18 protein-coding genes are annotated in these 17446 nt (G+C 63.6%); 15 read left to right on the top strand and 3 right to left on the bottom strand.

The annotated features are described in order from the left end of the window. Positions 1-38 precede the first annotated feature (38 nt). The 13 genes from F3J24_RS20645 to cobT all read left to right on the top strand — a co-directional run bounded on the left by F3J24_RS20645 (position 39) and on the right by cobT (position 11401). Complete coding sequence (locus F3J24_RS20645) at positions 39-620, top strand: bifunctional adenosylcobinamide kinase/adenosylcobinamide-phosphate guanylyltransferase (RefSeq protein ID WP_167010490.1); 582 nt, start codon at positions 39-41, stop codon at positions 618-620. Next, on the top strand, positions 617-1528 hold the full coding sequence (locus F3J24_RS20640) for an ABC transporter substrate-binding protein (RefSeq protein WP_167010235.1): 912 nt from the start codon (positions 617-619) through the stop codon (positions 1526-1528). Before F3J24_RS20645 ends, F3J24_RS20640 begins: the two co-directional genes overlap by 4 nt. Continuing rightward, positions 1525-2568 (top strand): iron ABC transporter permease, encoded by a 1044-nt coding sequence (locus F3J24_RS20635; protein ID WP_205244890.1) that lies wholly within the window; start codon positions 1525-1527, stop codon positions 2566-2568. The genes F3J24_RS20640 and F3J24_RS20635 overlap by 4 nt, the downstream gene beginning before the upstream one ends. Next, positions 2565-3362: an ABC transporter ATP-binding protein gene (locus tag F3J24_RS20630; protein ID WP_167010233.1), complete on the top strand. Its 798-nt coding sequence runs from the start codon at positions 2565-2567 to the stop codon at positions 3360-3362. The genes F3J24_RS20635 and F3J24_RS20630 overlap by 4 nt, the downstream gene beginning before the upstream one ends. Positions 3363-3423: 61 nt before the next feature. Continuing rightward, complete coding sequence (gene cobO / locus F3J24_RS20625; protein ID WP_167010231.1) at positions 3424-3993, top strand: cob(I)yrinic acid a,c-diamide adenosyltransferase; 570 nt, start codon at positions 3424-3426, stop codon at positions 3991-3993. A gap of 36 nt (positions 3994-4029) precedes the next feature. Beyond that, on the top strand, positions 4030-4782 hold the full coding sequence (bluB, locus tag F3J24_RS20620) for a 5,6-dimethylbenzimidazole synthase (RefSeq protein ID WP_167010229.1): 753 nt from the start codon (positions 4030-4032) through the stop codon (positions 4780-4782). Beyond that, a complete protein-coding gene (gene cbiB, locus F3J24_RS20615) occupies positions 4779-5861 on the top strand; it encodes an adenosylcobinamide-phosphate synthase CbiB (RefSeq protein WP_167010227.1) in 1083 nt (360 codons plus the stop codon). The genes bluB and cbiB overlap by 4 nt, the downstream gene beginning before the upstream one ends. Next, positions 5854-6861, top strand: coding sequence for an aminotransferase class I/II-fold pyridoxal phosphate-dependent enzyme (locus tag F3J24_RS20610; protein ID WP_167010225.1), 1008 nt, complete (start codon positions 5854-5856; stop codon positions 6859-6861). The genes cbiB and F3J24_RS20610 overlap by 8 nt, the downstream gene beginning before the upstream one ends. Positions 6862-6926: 65 nt before the next feature. After that, complete coding sequence (locus F3J24_RS20605; RefSeq protein ID WP_167010484.1) at positions 6927-7712, top strand: HipA family kinase; 786 nt, start codon at positions 6927-6929, stop codon at positions 7710-7712. Continuing rightward, complete coding sequence (locus F3J24_RS20600; RefSeq protein WP_167010223.1) at positions 7699-8100, top strand: DUF3037 domain-containing protein; 402 nt, start codon at positions 7699-7701, stop codon at positions 8098-8100. The genes F3J24_RS20605 and F3J24_RS20600 overlap by 14 nt, the downstream gene beginning before the upstream one ends. A 3-nt stretch (positions 8101-8103) precedes the next feature. After that, complete coding sequence (locus F3J24_RS20595) at positions 8104-9570, top strand: cobyric acid synthase (protein ID WP_167010221.1); 1467 nt, start codon at positions 8104-8106, stop codon at positions 9568-9570. Between the two features lie 105 nt (positions 9571-9675). Continuing rightward, positions 9676-10104 carry a hypothetical protein gene (locus F3J24_RS20590; protein ID WP_167010219.1) on the top strand — a complete coding sequence of 143 codons (429 nt, stop codon included), beginning with the start codon at positions 9676-9678 and terminating at the stop codon, positions 10102-10104. 184 nt (positions 10105-10288) lie between these two features. After that, positions 10289-11401 carry a nicotinate-nucleotide--dimethylbenzimidazole phosphoribosyltransferase gene (cobT, locus tag F3J24_RS20585; RefSeq protein WP_167010217.1) on the top strand — a complete coding sequence of 371 codons (1113 nt, stop codon included), beginning with the start codon at positions 10289-10291 and terminating at the stop codon, positions 11399-11401. Positions 11402-11450: 49 nt separating this feature from the next. On the opposite strand, the gene nth is transcribed toward cobT, so the two are convergent. The 3 genes from nth to F3J24_RS25075 all read right to left on the bottom strand — a co-directional run bounded on the left by nth (position 11451) and on the right by F3J24_RS25075 (position 15549). Beyond that, positions 11451-12107, bottom strand: a complete 657-nt coding sequence (gene nth, locus F3J24_RS20580; RefSeq protein WP_167010215.1) for an endonuclease III — start codon at positions 12105-12107, stop codon at positions 11451-11453. Between the two features lie 88 nt (positions 12108-12195). Further along, on the bottom strand, positions 12196-13854 hold the full coding sequence (locus F3J24_RS20575; protein ID WP_167010213.1) for a ShlB/FhaC/HecB family hemolysin secretion/activation protein: 1659 nt from the start codon (positions 13852-13854) through the stop codon (positions 12196-12198). Between the two features lie 183 nt (positions 13855-14037). Continuing rightward, positions 14038-15549 (bottom strand): collagen-like triple helix repeat-containing protein, encoded by a 1512-nt coding sequence (locus F3J24_RS25075; RefSeq protein WP_167010211.1) that lies wholly within the window; start codon positions 15547-15549, stop codon positions 14038-14040. A 300-nt stretch (positions 15550-15849) separates the two neighbouring features. Here F3J24_RS25075 and F3J24_RS20565 point away from each other — a divergent pair, with 300 nt between their 5' ends. Together F3J24_RS20565 and F3J24_RS20560 are read left to right on the top strand one after the other, a co-directional pair. Beyond that, a complete protein-coding gene (locus F3J24_RS20565; RefSeq protein WP_167010209.1) occupies positions 15850-17046 on the top strand; it encodes a PLP-dependent aminotransferase family protein in 1197 nt (398 codons plus the stop codon). Continuing rightward, complete coding sequence (locus F3J24_RS20560) at positions 17043-17264, top strand: SlyX family protein (RefSeq protein WP_167010207.1); 222 nt, start codon at positions 17043-17045, stop codon at positions 17262-17264. The genes F3J24_RS20565 and F3J24_RS20560 overlap by 4 nt, the downstream gene beginning before the upstream one ends. The last annotated feature ends 182 nt before the right edge of the window (positions 17265-17446 follow it).

The raw sequence follows: 17446 nt of genomic DNA, 5'->3' as shown, positions 1-17446 counted from the left end.
CCATCACCATGAGCCCTGCAAGCACAGTCTCCTTCGTCATGCCGCGTACCCAGCTCATACTGGGCGGGCAGAAAAGCGGTAAATCCCGTCGCGCAGAGCTGCTGGCGCGCCAGTGGCTGCAGGCGGATGCCGGACATCAGGCTGTGCTGGTGGCTACCGGCCAGGCCTGGGATGCGGAAATGAGCGAGCGCATTGCGCGCCACCAGCGTGACCGCGCGGAGCGCGTGCCCGGCATGCTGACCATAGAGGAGCCGCGCGAGCTCGCCCAGGTGCTGGCCCGTCACAGCAGCCCGCAGCGCCTGCTGGTGATTGATTGCCTGACCTTGTGGTTGACGAACTGGCTGATGCCGGTGCAGTCTGAGGACTTAGAGGAACATCAGCCTCAATCCGATGACTGGCAAGCGCAGCTAGCTCTCTTTTTGAAAGCGCTGGATGAAGCCGCCGGCCCCGTCATTCTGGTGGGTAACGAAATTGGCTTGGGCGTGATTCCCATGGGCCGCGAAGTGCGCGCCTTTGTCGATGCGCTGGGCTTGCTCAATCAGCAGGCGGCTGCGCATTGCGAAAGCGTCACGCTGATGTGTGCTGGCTTGCCGCTGGCGCTGAAAGGGCCGCAGGCATGAAAGCGATCACCCAACGCCTGATGGCCTGTGTTGCGGCAGGCCTGCTGCTTGTATGTGTCCTGCCTGCGGTGGCGCAACCCGTGCAGATTTCCGATGCGCGCGGCGTCCAGGTGCAGCTGGCCAAGCCGCCGCAGCGCATCGTCAGCCTGCTGCCGTCGCTGACCGAGAGCTTGTGCGCGCTGGGCGGCTGCGAGCGTCTGGTGGGGGTGGACCGCTATTCCAACTGGCCGGCCCATGTGAAGACCTTGCCCGTGGTGGGCGGCGGGCTGGATCCGAATATCGAGAGCATTGTGGCTCTCAAGCCCGATCTGGTGCTGGTCTCCATGGCTTCACGCGCCGTGGCGCGCATGGAGGCGCTGGGCCTCAAAGTGGTGGCGCTGGAGCCGCGCACCCACGAGGAAGCGCGCACCGTGATGCAGAAGCTGGGCCAGCTGCTGGCCTTGCCGCCAGCCCAGGGCGCAGACCGCGTCTGGGCCGGAATCGAAGCCGACCTGAACAAGGCCGCGGCCAGCGTGCCCGATGCCATGCGCGGTCAGCGTGTGTACTTTGAAGCCAGCCGTGGCCCCTATGCCGCCGGTGAAAAGTCCTTTATCGGGCAGACATTGGCGCGGCTGCAGCTGCGTAATGTGATCGACGCCCGGCAAGGACCGTTTCCGCGCCTGAACCCCGAATATGTGGTCAAGCTGGACCCGGACATTCTGATGGCCGGCGAGCGGTCCTGGAAAACCGGTGTGCCCGAATACCCGGGCTGGGCCCAGATGCGGGCGGTGAAGCAGGGCGCGATCTGCGCCTTCACGCCCGAGCAGTCTGACATTCTGGTGCGCCCCGGTCCACGCATGGCAGAGGGGGCGCAAATCATCGTCCAGTGTCTGCAACGTCTGGCGGCGAGGCAGGGCAAGAGCCCATGAAGGCCTGCATCTCCAGTCATCACCGCAGGGGGCAGCGCGGGCTTGCCGCTGTCTGGCTGCTGCTGTGGCTGGCGCTGGCTGCGGCTTTGCTGGCGCTGTTGGGCGCGGGTATTGGCAGCACCGGGTTCGAGAGCGTGCTGCATGCCCGGCATGATCCGCTGGCCTGGCAGATCGTGATGGACATTCGCCTGCCGCGTACTGCGGCGGCCTTGCTGGCCGGAGGGCTGCTGGGGTTGGCTGGAGCCGTGGCGCAGGGCGTGTTTCGCAACCCGCTGGCCGATCCTTACTTGCTGGGCAGTGCCTCGGGGGCATCGCTGGGGGTGGCGCTGGCCATGGCTGCCCTGGGTGTCTCGCCCTTCGCTCTGGCCGGCCTGGCCCGCTGGGGCGTGACGGGGGCGGCTTTTGCCGGTGCCGTGCTTGCCGTGGTGCTGACCCTGGTGCTGGCCAAGGGCGTGCAGAACACCATGCGTCTGCTGCTGGCCGGTGTGGTGGTGGGCGTGGTGCTGGGCGCCGCCGCATCGCTGGTGCTGTTGATGAACCCCGACATCATGCAGGCCATGCAGTCCTTCATGCTGGGCAGCACGGCCTTTGCGGGCTGGAATGCCTGTGGTCTCATGCTTTGGGTGCTGCTGCCCGCGCTGCTGCTGGCCTGCTGCCTGAGCCGCGTGCTCGACGGGCTGGCACTCGGTGAGGCCACGGCCCATAGCCTGGGTCTGCCGCTGGCGCCGCTGCGACTGCTGCTGATTGTGCTGCTGGCGCTGGCCACGGGCACGGCCGTGGCGCAGACCGGCCTGATCGCTTTTGTAGGCCTGGCTGCACCCCATCTGGTGCGTTCCATGGTGCGTGCGCTGTACCGCTGGCTGCTGGTGCTCAGCAGCCTGATGGGAGCGGTGCTGCTGCTGGCCGCCGACCTGTTGGCGCGCTGGCTGATTGCCCCCCAGGAATTGCCCGTGGGCGTGCTCACTGCCGTACTGGGCGGCAGCTATCTGCTCTGGCTGATGCACAAACGTGGCGCCATGCCGTCTGGAGAGGGCGCATGAGTAGCAATATCGAGACAGGTATCGCTTTGGCGACCGAGGCCCTGAGCGTGCAACTGGGCGAGCGCGAGGTGCTGCGTGAGCTCAGTCTGCAGATTCCCAAAGGCCGCTGGACGGCCATCGTCGGCCCCAATGGCGCGGGCAAGTCCACGCTGCTGCGCGCCTTGGCAGGCATGCGTGCCGCCAACCAGCTGCAAAGCGGTGCCGTGTTCTTGCAAGGCCGCAAGCTCGGCGACTGGAATGGCCGAGAGCGTGCCAAGGCACTGGCTTGGCTGGGCCAGAATCAGCCCGTTGCGGCCGATATGGCCGTCTATGACCTGGTCATGCTGGGGCGCTTGCCTCACCAGGGCTGGCTGGCTCCGGCCTCAAGCGCCGATCGGCAGGCAGTGGAGCAGGCGCTGCGCCAGACCCATGCCTGGGACTGGCGCCAGCGCAGCATAGGCCAGTTGTCGGGTGGTGAACGCCAGCGCGTGCTGCTGGCGCGGGCCCTGGCCGTGCAGGCACGGACCCTGCTGATGGACGAGCCACTGGCCAACCTGGACCCGCCGCACCAGACCGACTGGATGCTCACGGCCCGCAGTCTGGTGCAGCAAGGCGTGACCCTGATCAGCGTGCTGCACGAGCTGTCCTTTGCCCTGCTGGCTGACGAAATGGTCGTCATGCAGGCCGGCCGTATCACGCACCAGGGCGCCTGCGGTGATCCTGCCACCCATGCCGCGCTGGAGGCCGTGTTTGACCGGCGCATACAGGTGCGCGAACTCGACGGCCTGTGGCTGGCCTTGCCGCACCTGAGCTGAGCTCGGCCGTAGTTCTTGGATTTTTTGCCCTTTAGCCCTTGATAGACAAGCGAGAGTAGCTATGAATATTGAAACTCCTCCCACCGAGAAGCCTTACGAAAAGCCTGAGGGCGAGCGCCGCGGCCTGATCATCGTCAACACCGGCAATGGCAAGGGCAAGAGCACGGCCGCCTTTGGTCTGGCCTTTCGCGCCACGGGCCGGGGCAAGGCCGTCAAGGTCTATCAGTTCATGAAGGTGCCCACGGCCCGCTTTGGCGAGCATCGCCTGGCCGAGCAGGTCGGTCTGCCCATCGAAGGGCTGGGCGATGGCTTCAGCTGGAAGAGCAAGGACCTCGATCACTCCGCCCAGCTGGCGCGTGACGGCTGGGAAAAGGCCAAGGTCGATATTCTCTCGGGCGAGCTGTTTCTGGTCGTGCTCGACGAGATCACCTATCCGCTGATCTATGGCTGGCTGCCGCTGCAGGAGGTGCTGGACACGCTCAAGGCGCGCCCCAAGGATGTGCATGTCTGCCTGACAGGTCGCCGCTGCCCGCAGGAAATCATCGACATCGCCGACACCGTGACCGAGATGACGCTGATCAAACATGCCTTCCAGGCGGGTATTCCCGCTCAAAGAGGTATCGAAGACTGATGGCTTTTGCCATGTCTGTGGCGCGACAATAGTTCCATGACCGAATCCAAGACCAGCTCCTTCGCGACGATTGCCGCAACGCCTTTCACCGAGGCTGAGCGGGCTGCCGTCTACCGCGCCATCTATGAGCGCCGCGACATGCGCCATTTTGCGGGCGGGAAGGTGGCCGACGAGGTCTTGCTGCGCCTGTTGCGCGCCGCGCACCATGCGCCCAGCGTGGGGTTCATGCAGCCCTGGCGTTTTATTCGGGTCAAGAGTGCCAAATTGCGCCTGCAGATCCACGGTCTAATCGAGGAGGAGCGCGTGCGCACCGCCCATGCCCTGGGCGAACGTGAAGAGGACTTCATGAAGCTCAAGGTTCAGGGCGTGCTCGATGCGGCCGAGGTGCTGGTCGTGGCCATGCCGCCGGGGCGCGAGGCGCATATCTTCGGGCGCCGCACCCTGCCCGAGATGGACATCGCCAGCAGCGCCTGTGCCATCCAGAACCTCTGGCTGGCCGCGCGCGCCGAAGGTTTGGGCATGGGCTGGGTCTCGATTTTCGATCCGCTGGCGCTGGCCAGATTGCTGCAGATGCCTGAAGGCGCCCATCCGCTGGGCGTGCTCTGCCTGGGCCCTGTCGATGCCTACTATGCCGAGCCCATGCTGCAGCAGGAGAAATGGGCCTGCCGGGCACCCCTGGAAGATATGCTGATGGATGATGTCTGGGACGACTCGCGTGTGGTGGCTGCGGCCACCAGGGGCAAGCCGGGCAGCGATGCATGCTCCGCGAAGGGCAAGCCAGACGCATGACGAGTTTTGGCTGGACTGAGCTGATCGGTCTTTCTCTCAGTCCGCTGGCATGGCTCTACCAGACATTCACCGCCGGTGATCTGGCGGCGCTCAACTGGGCTGCCAATGTGCAGGCGGGCCTGCTGGCCGTGTTGGTGGCCCTGCTGCTGGACCGGCTTTGGGGCGAGCCACCGGTGTGGCTGCACCCGGTGGTGCTGATAGGCAAATTGCTGGGCTGGTCGGGGCAGGCGCTTGCGCCGCGTGCCGAAGTGCAGAGTGACTATCTGAGATTCTGCCTGGCAGCGCTTGTCTGGTGTGCACTGGCAGCTCTGTTTTTCATGGTTTATGGACTGACCCAGTTCATGCTGGGTTTTGCCCCCTGGTGGCTCTGGGGATTGGTGATGGGGGTGTTGCTCAAGCCGCTGTTGTCCTGGCGCATGCTCAAGGATGAGGTGCTGGCCGTGGAGGCCGCACTGCAGCAATCGCTGCCCGCCGGGCGGGAGCGTCTGAGCTGGCTGGTGAGCCGCGACACGGCACAGCTGGATGCGGCCACCGTGCGTGAAAGCGCCATCGAGACGCTGGCCGAGAACCTCAGCGACTCCGTGATTGCTCCGCTGTTCTGGTTTGCCGTGGCCGGTTTGCCCGGGGCAGCCGTCTATCGTTTTGCCAATACGGCCGATGCCATGTGGGGCTACCCCGGCTGGCGAGGCCAGGGCGATCGCCGCCGCCACTGGCAATGGGCGGGCAAATGGGCGGCCCGCGCCGACGATGTGCTGAACTGGATTCCGGCGCGCATCACCGCAATGTGGCTGGCACTGCTGGCTGGCGGCCTGTCCTGGGCCGGCTTGAGGCGCGATGCAGCCGTGACGCCATCGCCCAATGGTGGCTGGCCCATGGGCGCTATGGCGCAGGCGATAGGGGTTCAGCTTTCCAAACCTGGCGTCTATCGACTCAACCCGCAGGGGCGTGCACCGCAGGCGGCTGATCTGGAGATGTCTGTAAGATTTGCATCAAAAGTGATCGCAGCGCATGTCCTGGTTGCGTTAGCAGCTATGATTTTGATGGTTGTGTGGAGAGGAAGGCTGCTTGCCAATGTTTGATGTGAATGCGGCAGCCATGCATGGCGGTACTGATGCGCAGGGCGTTCCGGCGCATGATTTTTCGACCAATCGCAATGCCTGCGGGCCTTGTCCCATGGCCGTGAAGGCGCTGCAGGCCGCCCATGTCGCGCAGTACCCCGATCCGCAATACAGGGCATTGCGCGTGCAGCTGGCGGCTTTTCATGGCGTGGCGGTAGAGCGCATCCTGATCGGCGGCAGCAGCAGCGAGCTGATTCATCGCCTCTCGCTGCACGCTGTGCGCAGCGGCGCCAAAAGCGTGCAGTTTCCCCAGCATCACTATGGCGACTATATGCAGGCCGCGCGGGTGTGGCGGCTGGCGCTGTGCCGCCGCACAGAAGCGGCCGTGGCGCCGGTGCTCAGCTGGGCCTGCGAGCCGTCAAGCCCGCTGGGAGCGATGGAGGACGTCTGGCCTGCCTGGCAGCAGCCACCGGCGCAGAAGGAATGGCGCGTGCTGGACTGCGCCTATCGCCCGTTATGGCTGGAGGATCAGCCACCCGAGCGCGATCTCGACGGTGTCTGGCAGCTTTGGACGCCCAACAAGGCCCTGGGCATGACGGGTGTGCGCGCTGCCTATGCGATTGCTCCCCTGCATGCCACAGCCGCTGAGCTGCAGGCGCTGAATGCGCTGGCGGCATCCTGGGTGGTGGGCTCGCATGGCGTGGCAATGCTGCAGGCCTGGGTGACGGACGAGGTGCAGCAATGGCTGGCGCACAGTCTGATGACCTTGCGCCGCTGGAAGGCGCAGCAGCTGGCGCTGTGCGAGAGACTGGGCTGGCAGATCGTTCCTGGTCATCAGGCCAATTACTTTGTCGCAGGCCTGCCGCTGGCGGAGCTTGCCGGGCCTCTGACCAGCCTGCGAGCCCAGGGCATCAAGCTACGGGACTGTGCAAGTTTCGGGCTTGGCGGCCATGTGCGGCTGGGCGTGCTGCCGCCCGTGTCGCAGGCTGCGCTGGAGCAAGCCTGGAAAAGCATCCAATGACCTTGCCGATCAGACCTGATGGGTGCAAGGCGCTACCATTTCCCATGGACACTGAAACCTTGAAGCTGCGCTCGGTGCTGGTGGAGCGCTATGTCACGCCACTGCGTGAGGGCGGCTCCATGCCGGCAATTGTCGAGACCGACGATCTGGGCACCTATGTGCTCAAGTTCCGGGGCGCCGGGCAGGGCGTGCGCGCGCTGATGGCCGAGATCATCTCTGGCGGCATGGCTCGCGCGCTGGGCCTGCCGGTGCCCGAGATCGTGCTGCTGCACTTGAACGGCGACCTGTCCCGCACCGAGTCAGACCCCGAGATTCAGGATCTTATTCGCGCCAGCGACGGGCTGAACGTGGGGCTGGACTATCTGCCGGGCTCCATCAACTTTGACCCGGCAGTGGACGCGGTGGACGACGACTTTGCCTCGCGCCTCGTGTGGTTCGACACCCTGGTCAGCAATGTGGACCGCACTGCGCGCAACACCAATATGCTGATGTACCAGAAGCAGCCCTGGCTGATCGATCATGGCGCGAGTCTGACGTTTCACCATGCCTGGAACGGAGTGGTGGCCGATCCGGCCAAGCCTTTTGCGCCCAGTGCCGAACATGTGCTGCTGCCGCAAGCCAGCCAGCTGGCGCAGCTGGATGCGCAACTGGCCGCCAGGCTTGGGCCCGTAGTTCTCAAGAGCATTCTGGACGAGGTGCCCGACTGCTTTCTGGAGCAGGCCGCTGCCGACAAAGAGGGCGATGTGCTCAAGAATGTGCAGGCTCATCGCGCGGCCTATGTGAATTATTTCGTGGCCCGGCTTGCCGAGCGTGGCCGCTGGTTGCAAGGAGTGATCGATGCACGCGCATGAGGTCTACGACTACGCCATCGTGCGGGTAGTGCCGCGCGTGGAGCGTGAGGAATTTGTGAACGCGGGCGTCATCCTCTCCTGCCAGCGCACCGGCCATCTGCAGGCGGCCGTGGCCCTTGACGAACAGCGTCTGCTGGCGCTGGACCCGAATGTGGATCTGGAGGCCGTGCACCGTCACCTGGGCTCCATCGTGGCGATCTGCGAAGGCCGCGCCGATGGTGGGCCGATCGCGCAGCTGCCCATGCGTGCACGCTATCACTGGCTCACGGCCAAGCGCAGTAGCATCATCCAGACCTCGCCTTCGCATATGGGCATGTGTACCCATCCCGGCGAGGCGCTGGCCCGAATTCTGCAGCGAGTGGTGCTGCCGATCCCAACCGAGACCTGAGACATGACAGCACGTTGCATCATGGTGCTGGGCACCAGCAGTGGCGCGGGCAAGAGCTGGGTGGCCACGGCATTGTGCGCCTACTACCGCAGCAAGGGCCTGAAGGTTGCGCCGTTCAAGGCGCAGAATATGAGCAATAACGCGCGTGTCGTCGCCACGCCCGAGGGCCAGTGGGGCGAGATCGGTACGGCGCAGTATCTGCAGGCCCTGGCGGCGGGGGCGGTTCCCGATGTGCGCATGAATCCGCTGCTGCTCAAGCCCGAGGCCGACACGCGCAGCCAGGTCGTGCTGTTCGGCCAGGTCAATGACGAGCTGAGCGCCATGCCCTGGCGAGGTCGCAGCCTCAAGGTCTGGCCGCAGATCGCGCAGGCGCTGGACGAGCTGCGCGCCGAAAACGATGTGGTGGTGATCGAGGGCGCGGGTTCTCCGGCCGAAATCAATCTGCATGCCAGCGATGTGGTGAATATGCGCGTGGCCAAACATTGCAATGCACATTGCTTGCTGGTATCGGACATAGACCGTGGTGGTGCCTTTGCTCATCTCTACGGCACGTGGGCATTGCTGCCTGAGGACGAGCAAAAGCTCCTCAAGGGTTTTGTGCTCAACAAGTTCCGAGGTGATGCAGCACTGCTGGCCCCGGCGCCTCAGATGCTGGAAGAGAAGACGGGTGTGCCCACGGTAGCCTGCATTCCCATGCAGTTCCAGCACGGTCTGCCCGAAGAGGACGGCGTGTTTGATGATCGCGGCAGCACGGGGGCCGGGCAGGCTGTTCACACCACGATCGCCATCATCGCCTATCCGCGCATCAGCAATCTCGATGAATTTCAGCCCCTGCTGCAAGTGCCGGGCGTGCGTGTGGTCTGGGCGCGTTCGCCCGCGCAGCTCGCCGATGCGGACTGGGTCATTTTGCCGGGCAGCAAGGCCACGGCGGCCGATCTCGCCTGGATGCGTGCACAAGGGCTGGATGCAGCAGTCGTCGCTCATGCCGGGCTCGGCAGGCGCGTGCTCGGCATTTGCGGCGGTCTGCAGATGCTGGGCGAGGCGCTGATCGATCTGCATGGTGTGGACGGCAATGCTGCAGGCCTGGGCCTGCTGCCGCTGGCGACCCTGTTTGCGCAAGACAAGACCGTGCAACCCACTACCTTGCAGCTGCCTGCTTTGCAAGCCCCATGGAGTGCCCTGAGCGGCGTATCGGCACGTGGTTACGAGATACACCATGGCCAGACCCAGCTGCGAGCAGACATGCAGACGGCCAGCATGCGACCGGGACAGGAGCTGTTGCCAGGCATGTTATGGCAGGGAGGCAACAGCGCAGTCATTGGTACCTATCTGCACGGCCTGTTCGAAAACGCCGAGGTGATCCATGCGCTGTTCGGCCACGATACACCCAGTCTGGAGCAGGTATTTGAGCGGCTGGCGCAGGGCGTGGAGCAATGGTTCGAGCCGGCTGCGCTCCCGCTTGCTAGCTGATTTGTAGGATTGATCCTTCGGACTCATAGCCGCTGAACCGATAAGCCCTGCCTGAGAGTGCGTGCAAGCTGACCAAGCTATTCACTTTTTGGAATGGAGTTGCGTATGGCTTTTTTCAAGGTTCAGACTCTTCAACTAGCTTTGGGTGCAGCGGTTCTGTCACTGGCAGGCATGGCCAGTGCTCAGGTGGATGCAGCCAAGCCAGCGGCTGAGGCAGCTGCGATGGATGCGGCCAAGCCTGCGATGAAAAAGCACCACCATCGTCACCATCACAAGGGCCAGCGCCCCATGCGCGAGAGCAATTCGTCTTCTCGCGAGGCAATGGCGGCCAGTGCCGAGGCCAAGAAGGGCAAGCTCGACGATGGCCAGGGCATGAGCCAGTACCAGCGCAATGCCTATGCCCGCTGCGCGGTGTTCAAGACAGAAATCGACCAACAGGCCTGTATGGCACGTGTCAAGGATGGCGCGGTCAGTGGTTCGGTCAAGGATGGCGGCATCCTGCGCGAAATCACGGTTGAGGAAGTCATTCGCTGATGCCTTTGCCGCGTCTTCAGCCAAGGCCCTTCGGGGCCTTTTTTCATGCAGCTTCTGGGCAATCGGCGAACTTGGCGTTGCGATGCCGATGAAAGCGCGATACTTGCTAGATCGCAAAAACGTGCCTTCCGTATCCCGGTGGTGGATGGCACCCAGGCCTGATGCACCGGGAATGACTGCACGCATGAGTTCCGCTTCCTTTTCCGAATTCCCACCGTCCACCCTCTGGTCCTGCCCGCAGGTGCAGGACATCCATGATGCGGCGCTGCAAGCCCGGGTTCAGCATCGCCTGGATTTCAAGACCAAGCCCCAGGGATCGCTGGGCGTGCTGGAGCAACTGGCCTTGCGCATTGCCGGCATCGTGGGTTGCGAGACTCCCGAGCTGCATGCACCGCAGATGGTGGTGTTTGCCGCGGATCACGGACTGGCCGCCCAGGGAGTGTCGGCCTATCCGGTCGACGTGACCTGGCAGATGGTGGAGAACTTCCTCGCTGGCGGTGCTGCGGTGAGTGTGCTGTCTCTGCAGAACGGAATTGATCTGAATGTGGTCGACTGCGGCGTGGCCCGCGACTTTGAGGCGCGTGAGCAGGATCCCGCTCACAAGCTTCCGAAGGCCCATGAGCCGCGCCTGTGGCGGCGCAAGGTGGCCTATGGCACGGCGGACTGCAGCCAGGGCCCGGCCATGAGCGAAGCCCAATGCGCGATGGCGCTGCGCAATGGCTCAGAACTGGTCAGGAAACTGCCGGGCAATGCCCTGTTGCTGGGCGAGATGGGTATCGGCAATACATCCAGTGCTTCATTGCTGCTGGCGCGTCTGTGCGGCGAGCCGGTCGAGGAAGTGACCGGGGTGGGCACGGGCCTGAGCAGTGAAGGTCTGGCGCGCAAGATCGCCGTGCTCAGGCGGGTGCTGGACTTTCATGCCGGCGTGCAAGAACCATTGGCTGTGCTGGCTGCCATGGGCGGGCTGGAGATCGCCACCATGACGGGAGTCGTGCTGCAGGCCGCTGCTGAACGACGCCTGATTGTGGTGGATGGCTTTATCACCACGGCCGCTGTGCTGGTGGCCAGCCGCCTGCAGCCCCATGTGCTGCAACGCTGTGTGTATGCCCATCGCTCGGGCGAACCTGGACATGCCCGCCTGCTGGCTCACCTCCAGGCCCAGCCCATGCTGGACTGGCAATTGCGCCTGGGCGAGGGCTCTGGCGCGGCGCTGGCCTGGCCGTTGCTGCGCTCGGCCTGCACCATGCTCAACGATATGGCCAGCTTTGAATCGGCTGGCGTCAGCGGCAAGAGTTGATGAAAAAATATAGCTGAAAGCGCTTTGTTGGTGTGCGTTTAAGGCGGTTTTAGCTCTTTTTTCCTGTTGCCGGTGCCGGGGTCTTGGGCGTGAAATCGCAGTATCTTGAAGCCACGCATTCCCAGCAGCGGGGTTTGCGAGCCTGGCAGACATAGCGACCCAGCAGGATCAGCCAGTGGTGGGAGTCCACCGCATATTCGTCGGGCACGCGCTTGAGCAGTTGCTTCTCGACCTCCAGCGGATTCTTGCCAGGTGCCAGCCCCGTGCGGTTGCCGACACGGAAGATATGCGTGTCCACGGCCATGGTGGGCTGACCGAAAGCCACGTTGAGCACCACGTTGGCGGTCTTGCGGCCCACACCGGGAAGGGCTTCCAGCTCTTCGCGGGTGCTGGGAACTCTGCCGCCATGCAACTGAACGAGCATGCGGCAGGTCTCCATCAGATGCTTGGCCTTGCTGCGGTACAGGCCTATGGTCTTGATATAGCCCTCCAGCCCTTCAAGCCCCAGATCCAGAATGGCCTGCGGAGTGTTTGCGACAGGGAAAAGCCTGCGCGTGGCCTTGTTCACACCCACGTCGGTGGCCTGGGCAGACAGCAGCACGGCGGTCAGCAGCTCGAACACCGTGGTGTATTCCAGCTCGGTTTGTGGCGTGGGGTTGGCGGCCTTGAGCGCAGCAAAAAACGGCGCTATATCGTTTTTCTTCATGGGCGATATTGTGGCTTGTGGTTCAGGGGGCGCAATAAAGAAAAAGCCGCTGCGGCATGCAGCGGCTCGGGAGCGGAGCGGTAGGGGATCAGGGATCCAGGTTGTAGCTCAGCACCAGGCTGTAGCGCAGTTCCCGATCGGGATTGTTGATGGAGCGGTCGCCCAGTGGCTTGCTCATGGCAAGGTCCAATGCGTAATGGCGGCTGTCGGACAGGCGCAGCCCCAGGCTGGCGGAGCGCAGTGTATTGCCTTTGACGCCGCTGGTCTGCTGATGCGTACGTGCCCACTCGTAGAGCAGATAGGGCTCGGCCGACTTGATCCAGGCCTGGTTGACGAGAAACTGGTAGTTGAGCTCGGCGCTGGCGCCCATGCCGGAATCGCCTGAAAACTCGCCCGCCTGATAGCCGCGGCCGAAGCGGGTGGAGCCAAAGGAGATTTTTTCCGGGACGGGAAGGATGTCGGCACTGTATTGCCCGCCCACGGCAAAAGCGGCGCCCATCTTGTTGGCGAAGCGATGGCGCTGTGCATAGTCTGCGGTGATGCGTGTGAAGTCCAGCTTGGCCGGGTTTTCAAGCTTTTGCAGAATGCCCTGCCGATAGTAGAGGTCCAGATTCTTGTAGGCCCCCAGGCTGTCCAGGCCGTGGGCCAGCAGGACCGATGCCGAGCGGTTGGTGGTCTTGCCGTAGGACGCCCAGGCCACCTGCGCATAGAGCGTGCGAACCTTTTCCTCGCGCAGCAGGGAGGCCTGGCTATCGGCCAGCTCGCGGCTGTAGTTGATGGCATACAGACCCGCCGTGGTACTGAGCTGGGTGGTGTTGCTCAAGATCCATGGGTGGCTGATATTGAAGTCCAGCTTGCGCTGCTGCGTCAGGTCGTCAATGCCTGGAATGCGCGTTGCCGGCGGGTTGAGGCTGCGGTAGTCGGAATAGCTGACACGAGCCTGTGTGCCCTCGGGAGTCAGCTGCTGCGTGAAGCCGATGCTGCCGAAGCGCTCCTTATCGGGGTTTTGCAGCATGGCCGAAGCCTGCAGCTGGCTGCCTGACCACAAGGGGTCGTTCAGGGTGAGGGAGGCAATGATGCGTGGTGTGGGCTTGCGTGCTTCGCCACCTACGGTGACGGCGATGGGTTTGTGCTTGGATTTGATGATCAGGGGCACAGCACCGTCCGTGGTGGTCGGAAGATTGGCCGAGGCCGTGATCTGCACTCCGGGCAGGCGTGCCATCAGCTGGGTCTGGTGCTGAAAAGTCTTGGTGGTCAAAGGCCTTTCGTTGAGCAGCGGCTGGGCAATTTCGCGTATCTGGTCCTCGGAGCGGCCGAAATTGCCTTCCAGATTCAGGCTCTGCACATAGCCTTCGACCACGATGACCTGCACCGCGCCATTGGCAAAGTCCTGTGGAGGAAGGTAGGCAAAAGACAGGGCGTAGCCATGGCGCTGGTACAGCTCGCTGACCTTCTGGGTCGCGGCATTGAGTTCACCGACCGTATGCGTGCCATTGATGAAGGGGGTGAAAAGTGCGCTGACCTCTTCGAAAGGAATCGCCGTGCTTCCCTGCACGTTGATGCCACGTACCGCGACCTGGAGGTTGATGAGATCCTGGGGACTTGGCGGGGGCTTGTCGATCTGCACCGGAACCTGCCTGGGCTGCAGTTGCAGATTCCTTGCGGACTCGGGCGTCTGCGGCAGGCTGTTGAGCGGATTACCGCCCTGCTGTGACCAGGCCAGAGGAGCCCAGGCCGCAAGTGCCAATGCCTGAATCCTGTGGCCGGTTCGGCCCTTTGGTTTTGCTTTTGACTGCAAAAGTCCCTCCTGTTCTATTTTTATGGCTCTCATTGTTCCCTACATCCCCAGAACTGGGTATGGGGCTGTCGTAAAAAAGCCCGCCTGAAGGCGGGCCAGGCTCAAGCGGTGCACTGGCCACCGCTGTTTCCCTTACTTGCTGGTGGCTACCGCTCCACCACCCAGGCCAAGCGCCAGATTGCCACCCAGCAGACCGCCCAGCAGGCCACCCGAGGCGCTTGCACCACCTGCAGCACCTGCGCCAGCCGTGACATTGGTCACGCCGCCCAGCACGCCGCCTACGAGGCCGGTGACCGTGCCCACGGTATTACCGACCAGGCCAGTGACTGCGGTGCCGGCATTGCCACTGCCTCCTGCTGCTCCGCCTGCTGATCCTGCGACACCGCCGACCAGCCCGGTCACACCGCCCAACACGCCACCGACCAGATTGCCTGCTCCTGCAACTGGGCTGCCGGCATTGCCGCCGCTCACGCCACCGGTCACGCCGCCCACCAGGCCCGTGACCGAGCCCAGCACGCCGCCGACGATATTGCCGGAGCCGCCGGCAGAGCCACCCGCGCCGCCCGTGACATTGCCGAGCACGCCACCGAGCAGGCCGCCGCTAGGTGTGCCAGGGCCAGTGACCACGCCACCCAGACCGGCCACGGTCTGGCCGACACCCGAAACCACGCCGCCCAGCGGAGCCACAACTGGCACGCCGGTGCTGGTGACGGAAGCTCCCACATGATTGACCACACCGCCCACGGTGCCCAGCAAGCTGTTCACCGGCTGGCCGAGGCCCGTGGTCTGAACCAGATTCTGGGTGGTGCCCAGAACGGTGCTCAACACCGGCGTTGCGACCTGGCTGACCTGAGTGGTCAGACCCGAGACCAGCGGATTGCTGGTCAGCTGAGCAACCGTGCCTTCGACGCCGGAAACGGTGGTGCCGAGGATTTGCACCGTGCCGCCCGCCAGGCCCGCCACATCGCCGACCACACCAAGCTGAGGAGTGTCCAGCGCACTGACCGTCTTGCCTGCCGAAGTGACCGCAGCGCCCAGATAGCCGACGGCGGGAGCCACGCCTTGCAAGGTGGTGCCGATGGGGTCGGCCGTCTTGCCGATTTGACCCAGGCCCGCGCTGACGCCGCTACCCACGCTGTTGACGGCATTGTTCACGTTGCCAAGAATGCCGCTGGCAGGTTGGGCCACACCGCTCAGAGGCGTGCCGCTGGTGGCCGTGCCCAGAGTGGAGGTCACGATATTGTTGACGTCGCTGATGACGCCGGTGGTGCCGGTCAGCGTTCCCGTGACATCGGCCACGGTCTCGCGTACAGGAGTGAGAGGCGTGCTTGCAACGGGCGGATTGACTGTGCCGCCACCATCACCGCCGCCGGTGTTGCCGCCACCGGTGTTGCCGCCACCGGTGCCGCCGCCCGTGCCCCCACCCGTACCACCGCCTGTGCCACCCGTACCGCCTCCGGTACCTCCACCGGCGACAACGTCTCCGCCTCCGGTGCCGCCGAGGTCGCTGCGCAAAGAGCCGCTCGAGCCGCAGGCTGCCAGGCTGGCAACCAGAGCCACGGCACACAGGCTGCGCAAGCTCAACGGGGTCTTGCCATTAATCGCGGCTGACAGGGCCTTGCTGGTAAAAGTGGTAATACGCATAAATCCTCCATCCCAAAAACAAGTGAAAAAATCCGTCAAATACGCGGTCCGTGGATCGGTAGGCGTATGTTCTTGTCAGAGAGGCGGGGCTGTCCAATTCAAAGTTTGAGACACGAAGTTATGCGCAATTAACAATTGCTATCAACTTCAAATGTTTGGTAGGAGTTTGATTACTTGCAGCATGGAATAGCGCCTACACAAAAGCCACTTCCTCTCTCTGGGGCGTTTCGCGCGCCACAATGGACGCCTGCCGCTCAGGCAGCGACGAGATTTCTGTAGCGCTTTAACCAAAAAAACCGTATGCAATTTGCCAAACGACTCGATAACGTAGAAACCTCCGCGATCCGCGAACTCTTCAAGCTGCTGGGCAAGCCCGGGATCATCAGCTTTGCGGGTGGCTTTCCGGACAGCGCCATGTTTGACGTAGCCGGCATCAGCGCAGCCTCTGCTGCAGCCCTGCAGCAGGAGGCGGGATCTGCATTGCAGTACGGTGCAACCGAGGGCTATCAGCCGCTGCGCGAGCAGCTGTCGGCCTTCATGGCCGGCAAGGGCGTGCCCGATGTGGCGCCCGATCAGCTCGTCGTCACCACGGGCAGCCAGCAGGCACTGGACCTGCTGGGCAAGACCATGCTGGACGAAGGTGACAAGGTCATCGTGGAGGGCCCCACCTTCCTGGCCACGATCCAGTGTTTCCGTCTCTATGGCGCGCAGGTGATTTCCGCGCCTGTGGATGAGCATGGTGTGAAGACCGATGAGCTGGAAAAGCTGATTGCCGAGCACAAGCCCAAGCTGGTCTATCTGATTCCCACTTTTGGCAATCCCAGCGGTGCCATGCTGAGCCTGGAGCGCCGCAAGAAGGTGCTGGAGCTGGCCGTCAAGTACCAGACGCTGGTGGTGGAAGACGACCCCTATGGCGATCTGTATTTCAACGAAGCCCCACCTGCCAGCCTGCTCTCGCTGACGCGCGAAGTTCCCGGCAGCCGCGAGTGGCTGGCCCACTGCGGCTCCTTGTCCAAGGTGCTCAGCCCCGGCCTGCGTATCGGCTGGCTGATCGCCCAACCCGAATTGCTGGCTCGCGCCGTGATGTGCAAGCAGTTCAGCGATGCCCATACCAGCACCTTTGCCCAGGCCACCGCCGCCCAGTACCTGAAGTCCGGCGTCATGCCTCAGACCCTGGCCCATGTGCGCGAGGTCTACGCCAAGCGCGCCAAGACCATGGGCGATGCACTGCGTGAGCAATTGGGTGATGCCATCGAGTTCGTCCAACCTGAAGGCGGCCTGTTCATGTGGGTGCGTTTGACGGGCGCTCGCGGCCAGCTGGCGGATGCCGGAGTGCTGGCTAAGAAGGCCATCGAAGAGGGCGTGGCCTTTGTGCCAGGTGCTCCGTTCTATGCACAAAACCCCGACGCAGCGAGCTTTCGCCTTTCGTTTGCCACTGCCGACGAAGACAAGATTCGCGCAGGCATTGCCCGCCTTGCCAAGGCACTCAAAGCATGAGAGACAGCCAGGAAGCGCTGCAAGAGCGAATCATGGAGCTGGAGATCAAGGCCAGCTACACCGAGGATTTGCTCGAGCAGCTCAATATGACGATTTATCGCCAGCAACAGCAGATCGATCTGCTGATTGGCGAAGTGCGGGAGCTGAAGCGCCAGGCGCCCGAAGGCGGCGGAGCGGCGGTGCGCAATCTGCGCGACGAATTGCCACCGCATTACTGACCGCGGCTGTGCCTGGAATTGCCGCTTGAGCTGCGGCCGATTCAAGATGCCTGCGGAGGCTCGAGCTGCAGGCATCTGCGCTGCGGCTGCCTTCTCTGTTGGCGCAAAGCGGGCTTTACCCGCATGAGATCGTGGGCGGCGCATCGCAGGGTGCCTGTTTCTGAGTTTGAAGGAGGCTGGTG

The sequence above is a fragment of the Comamonas sp. Tr-654 genome, assembly GCF_011752915.1.
Lineage (GTDB): Bacteria > Pseudomonadota > Gammaproteobacteria > Burkholderiales > Burkholderiaceae_C > Comamonas.
Note: the sequence above shows the minus strand (reverse complement) of the source record. Positions and strands in the feature narration are given on the sequence as shown.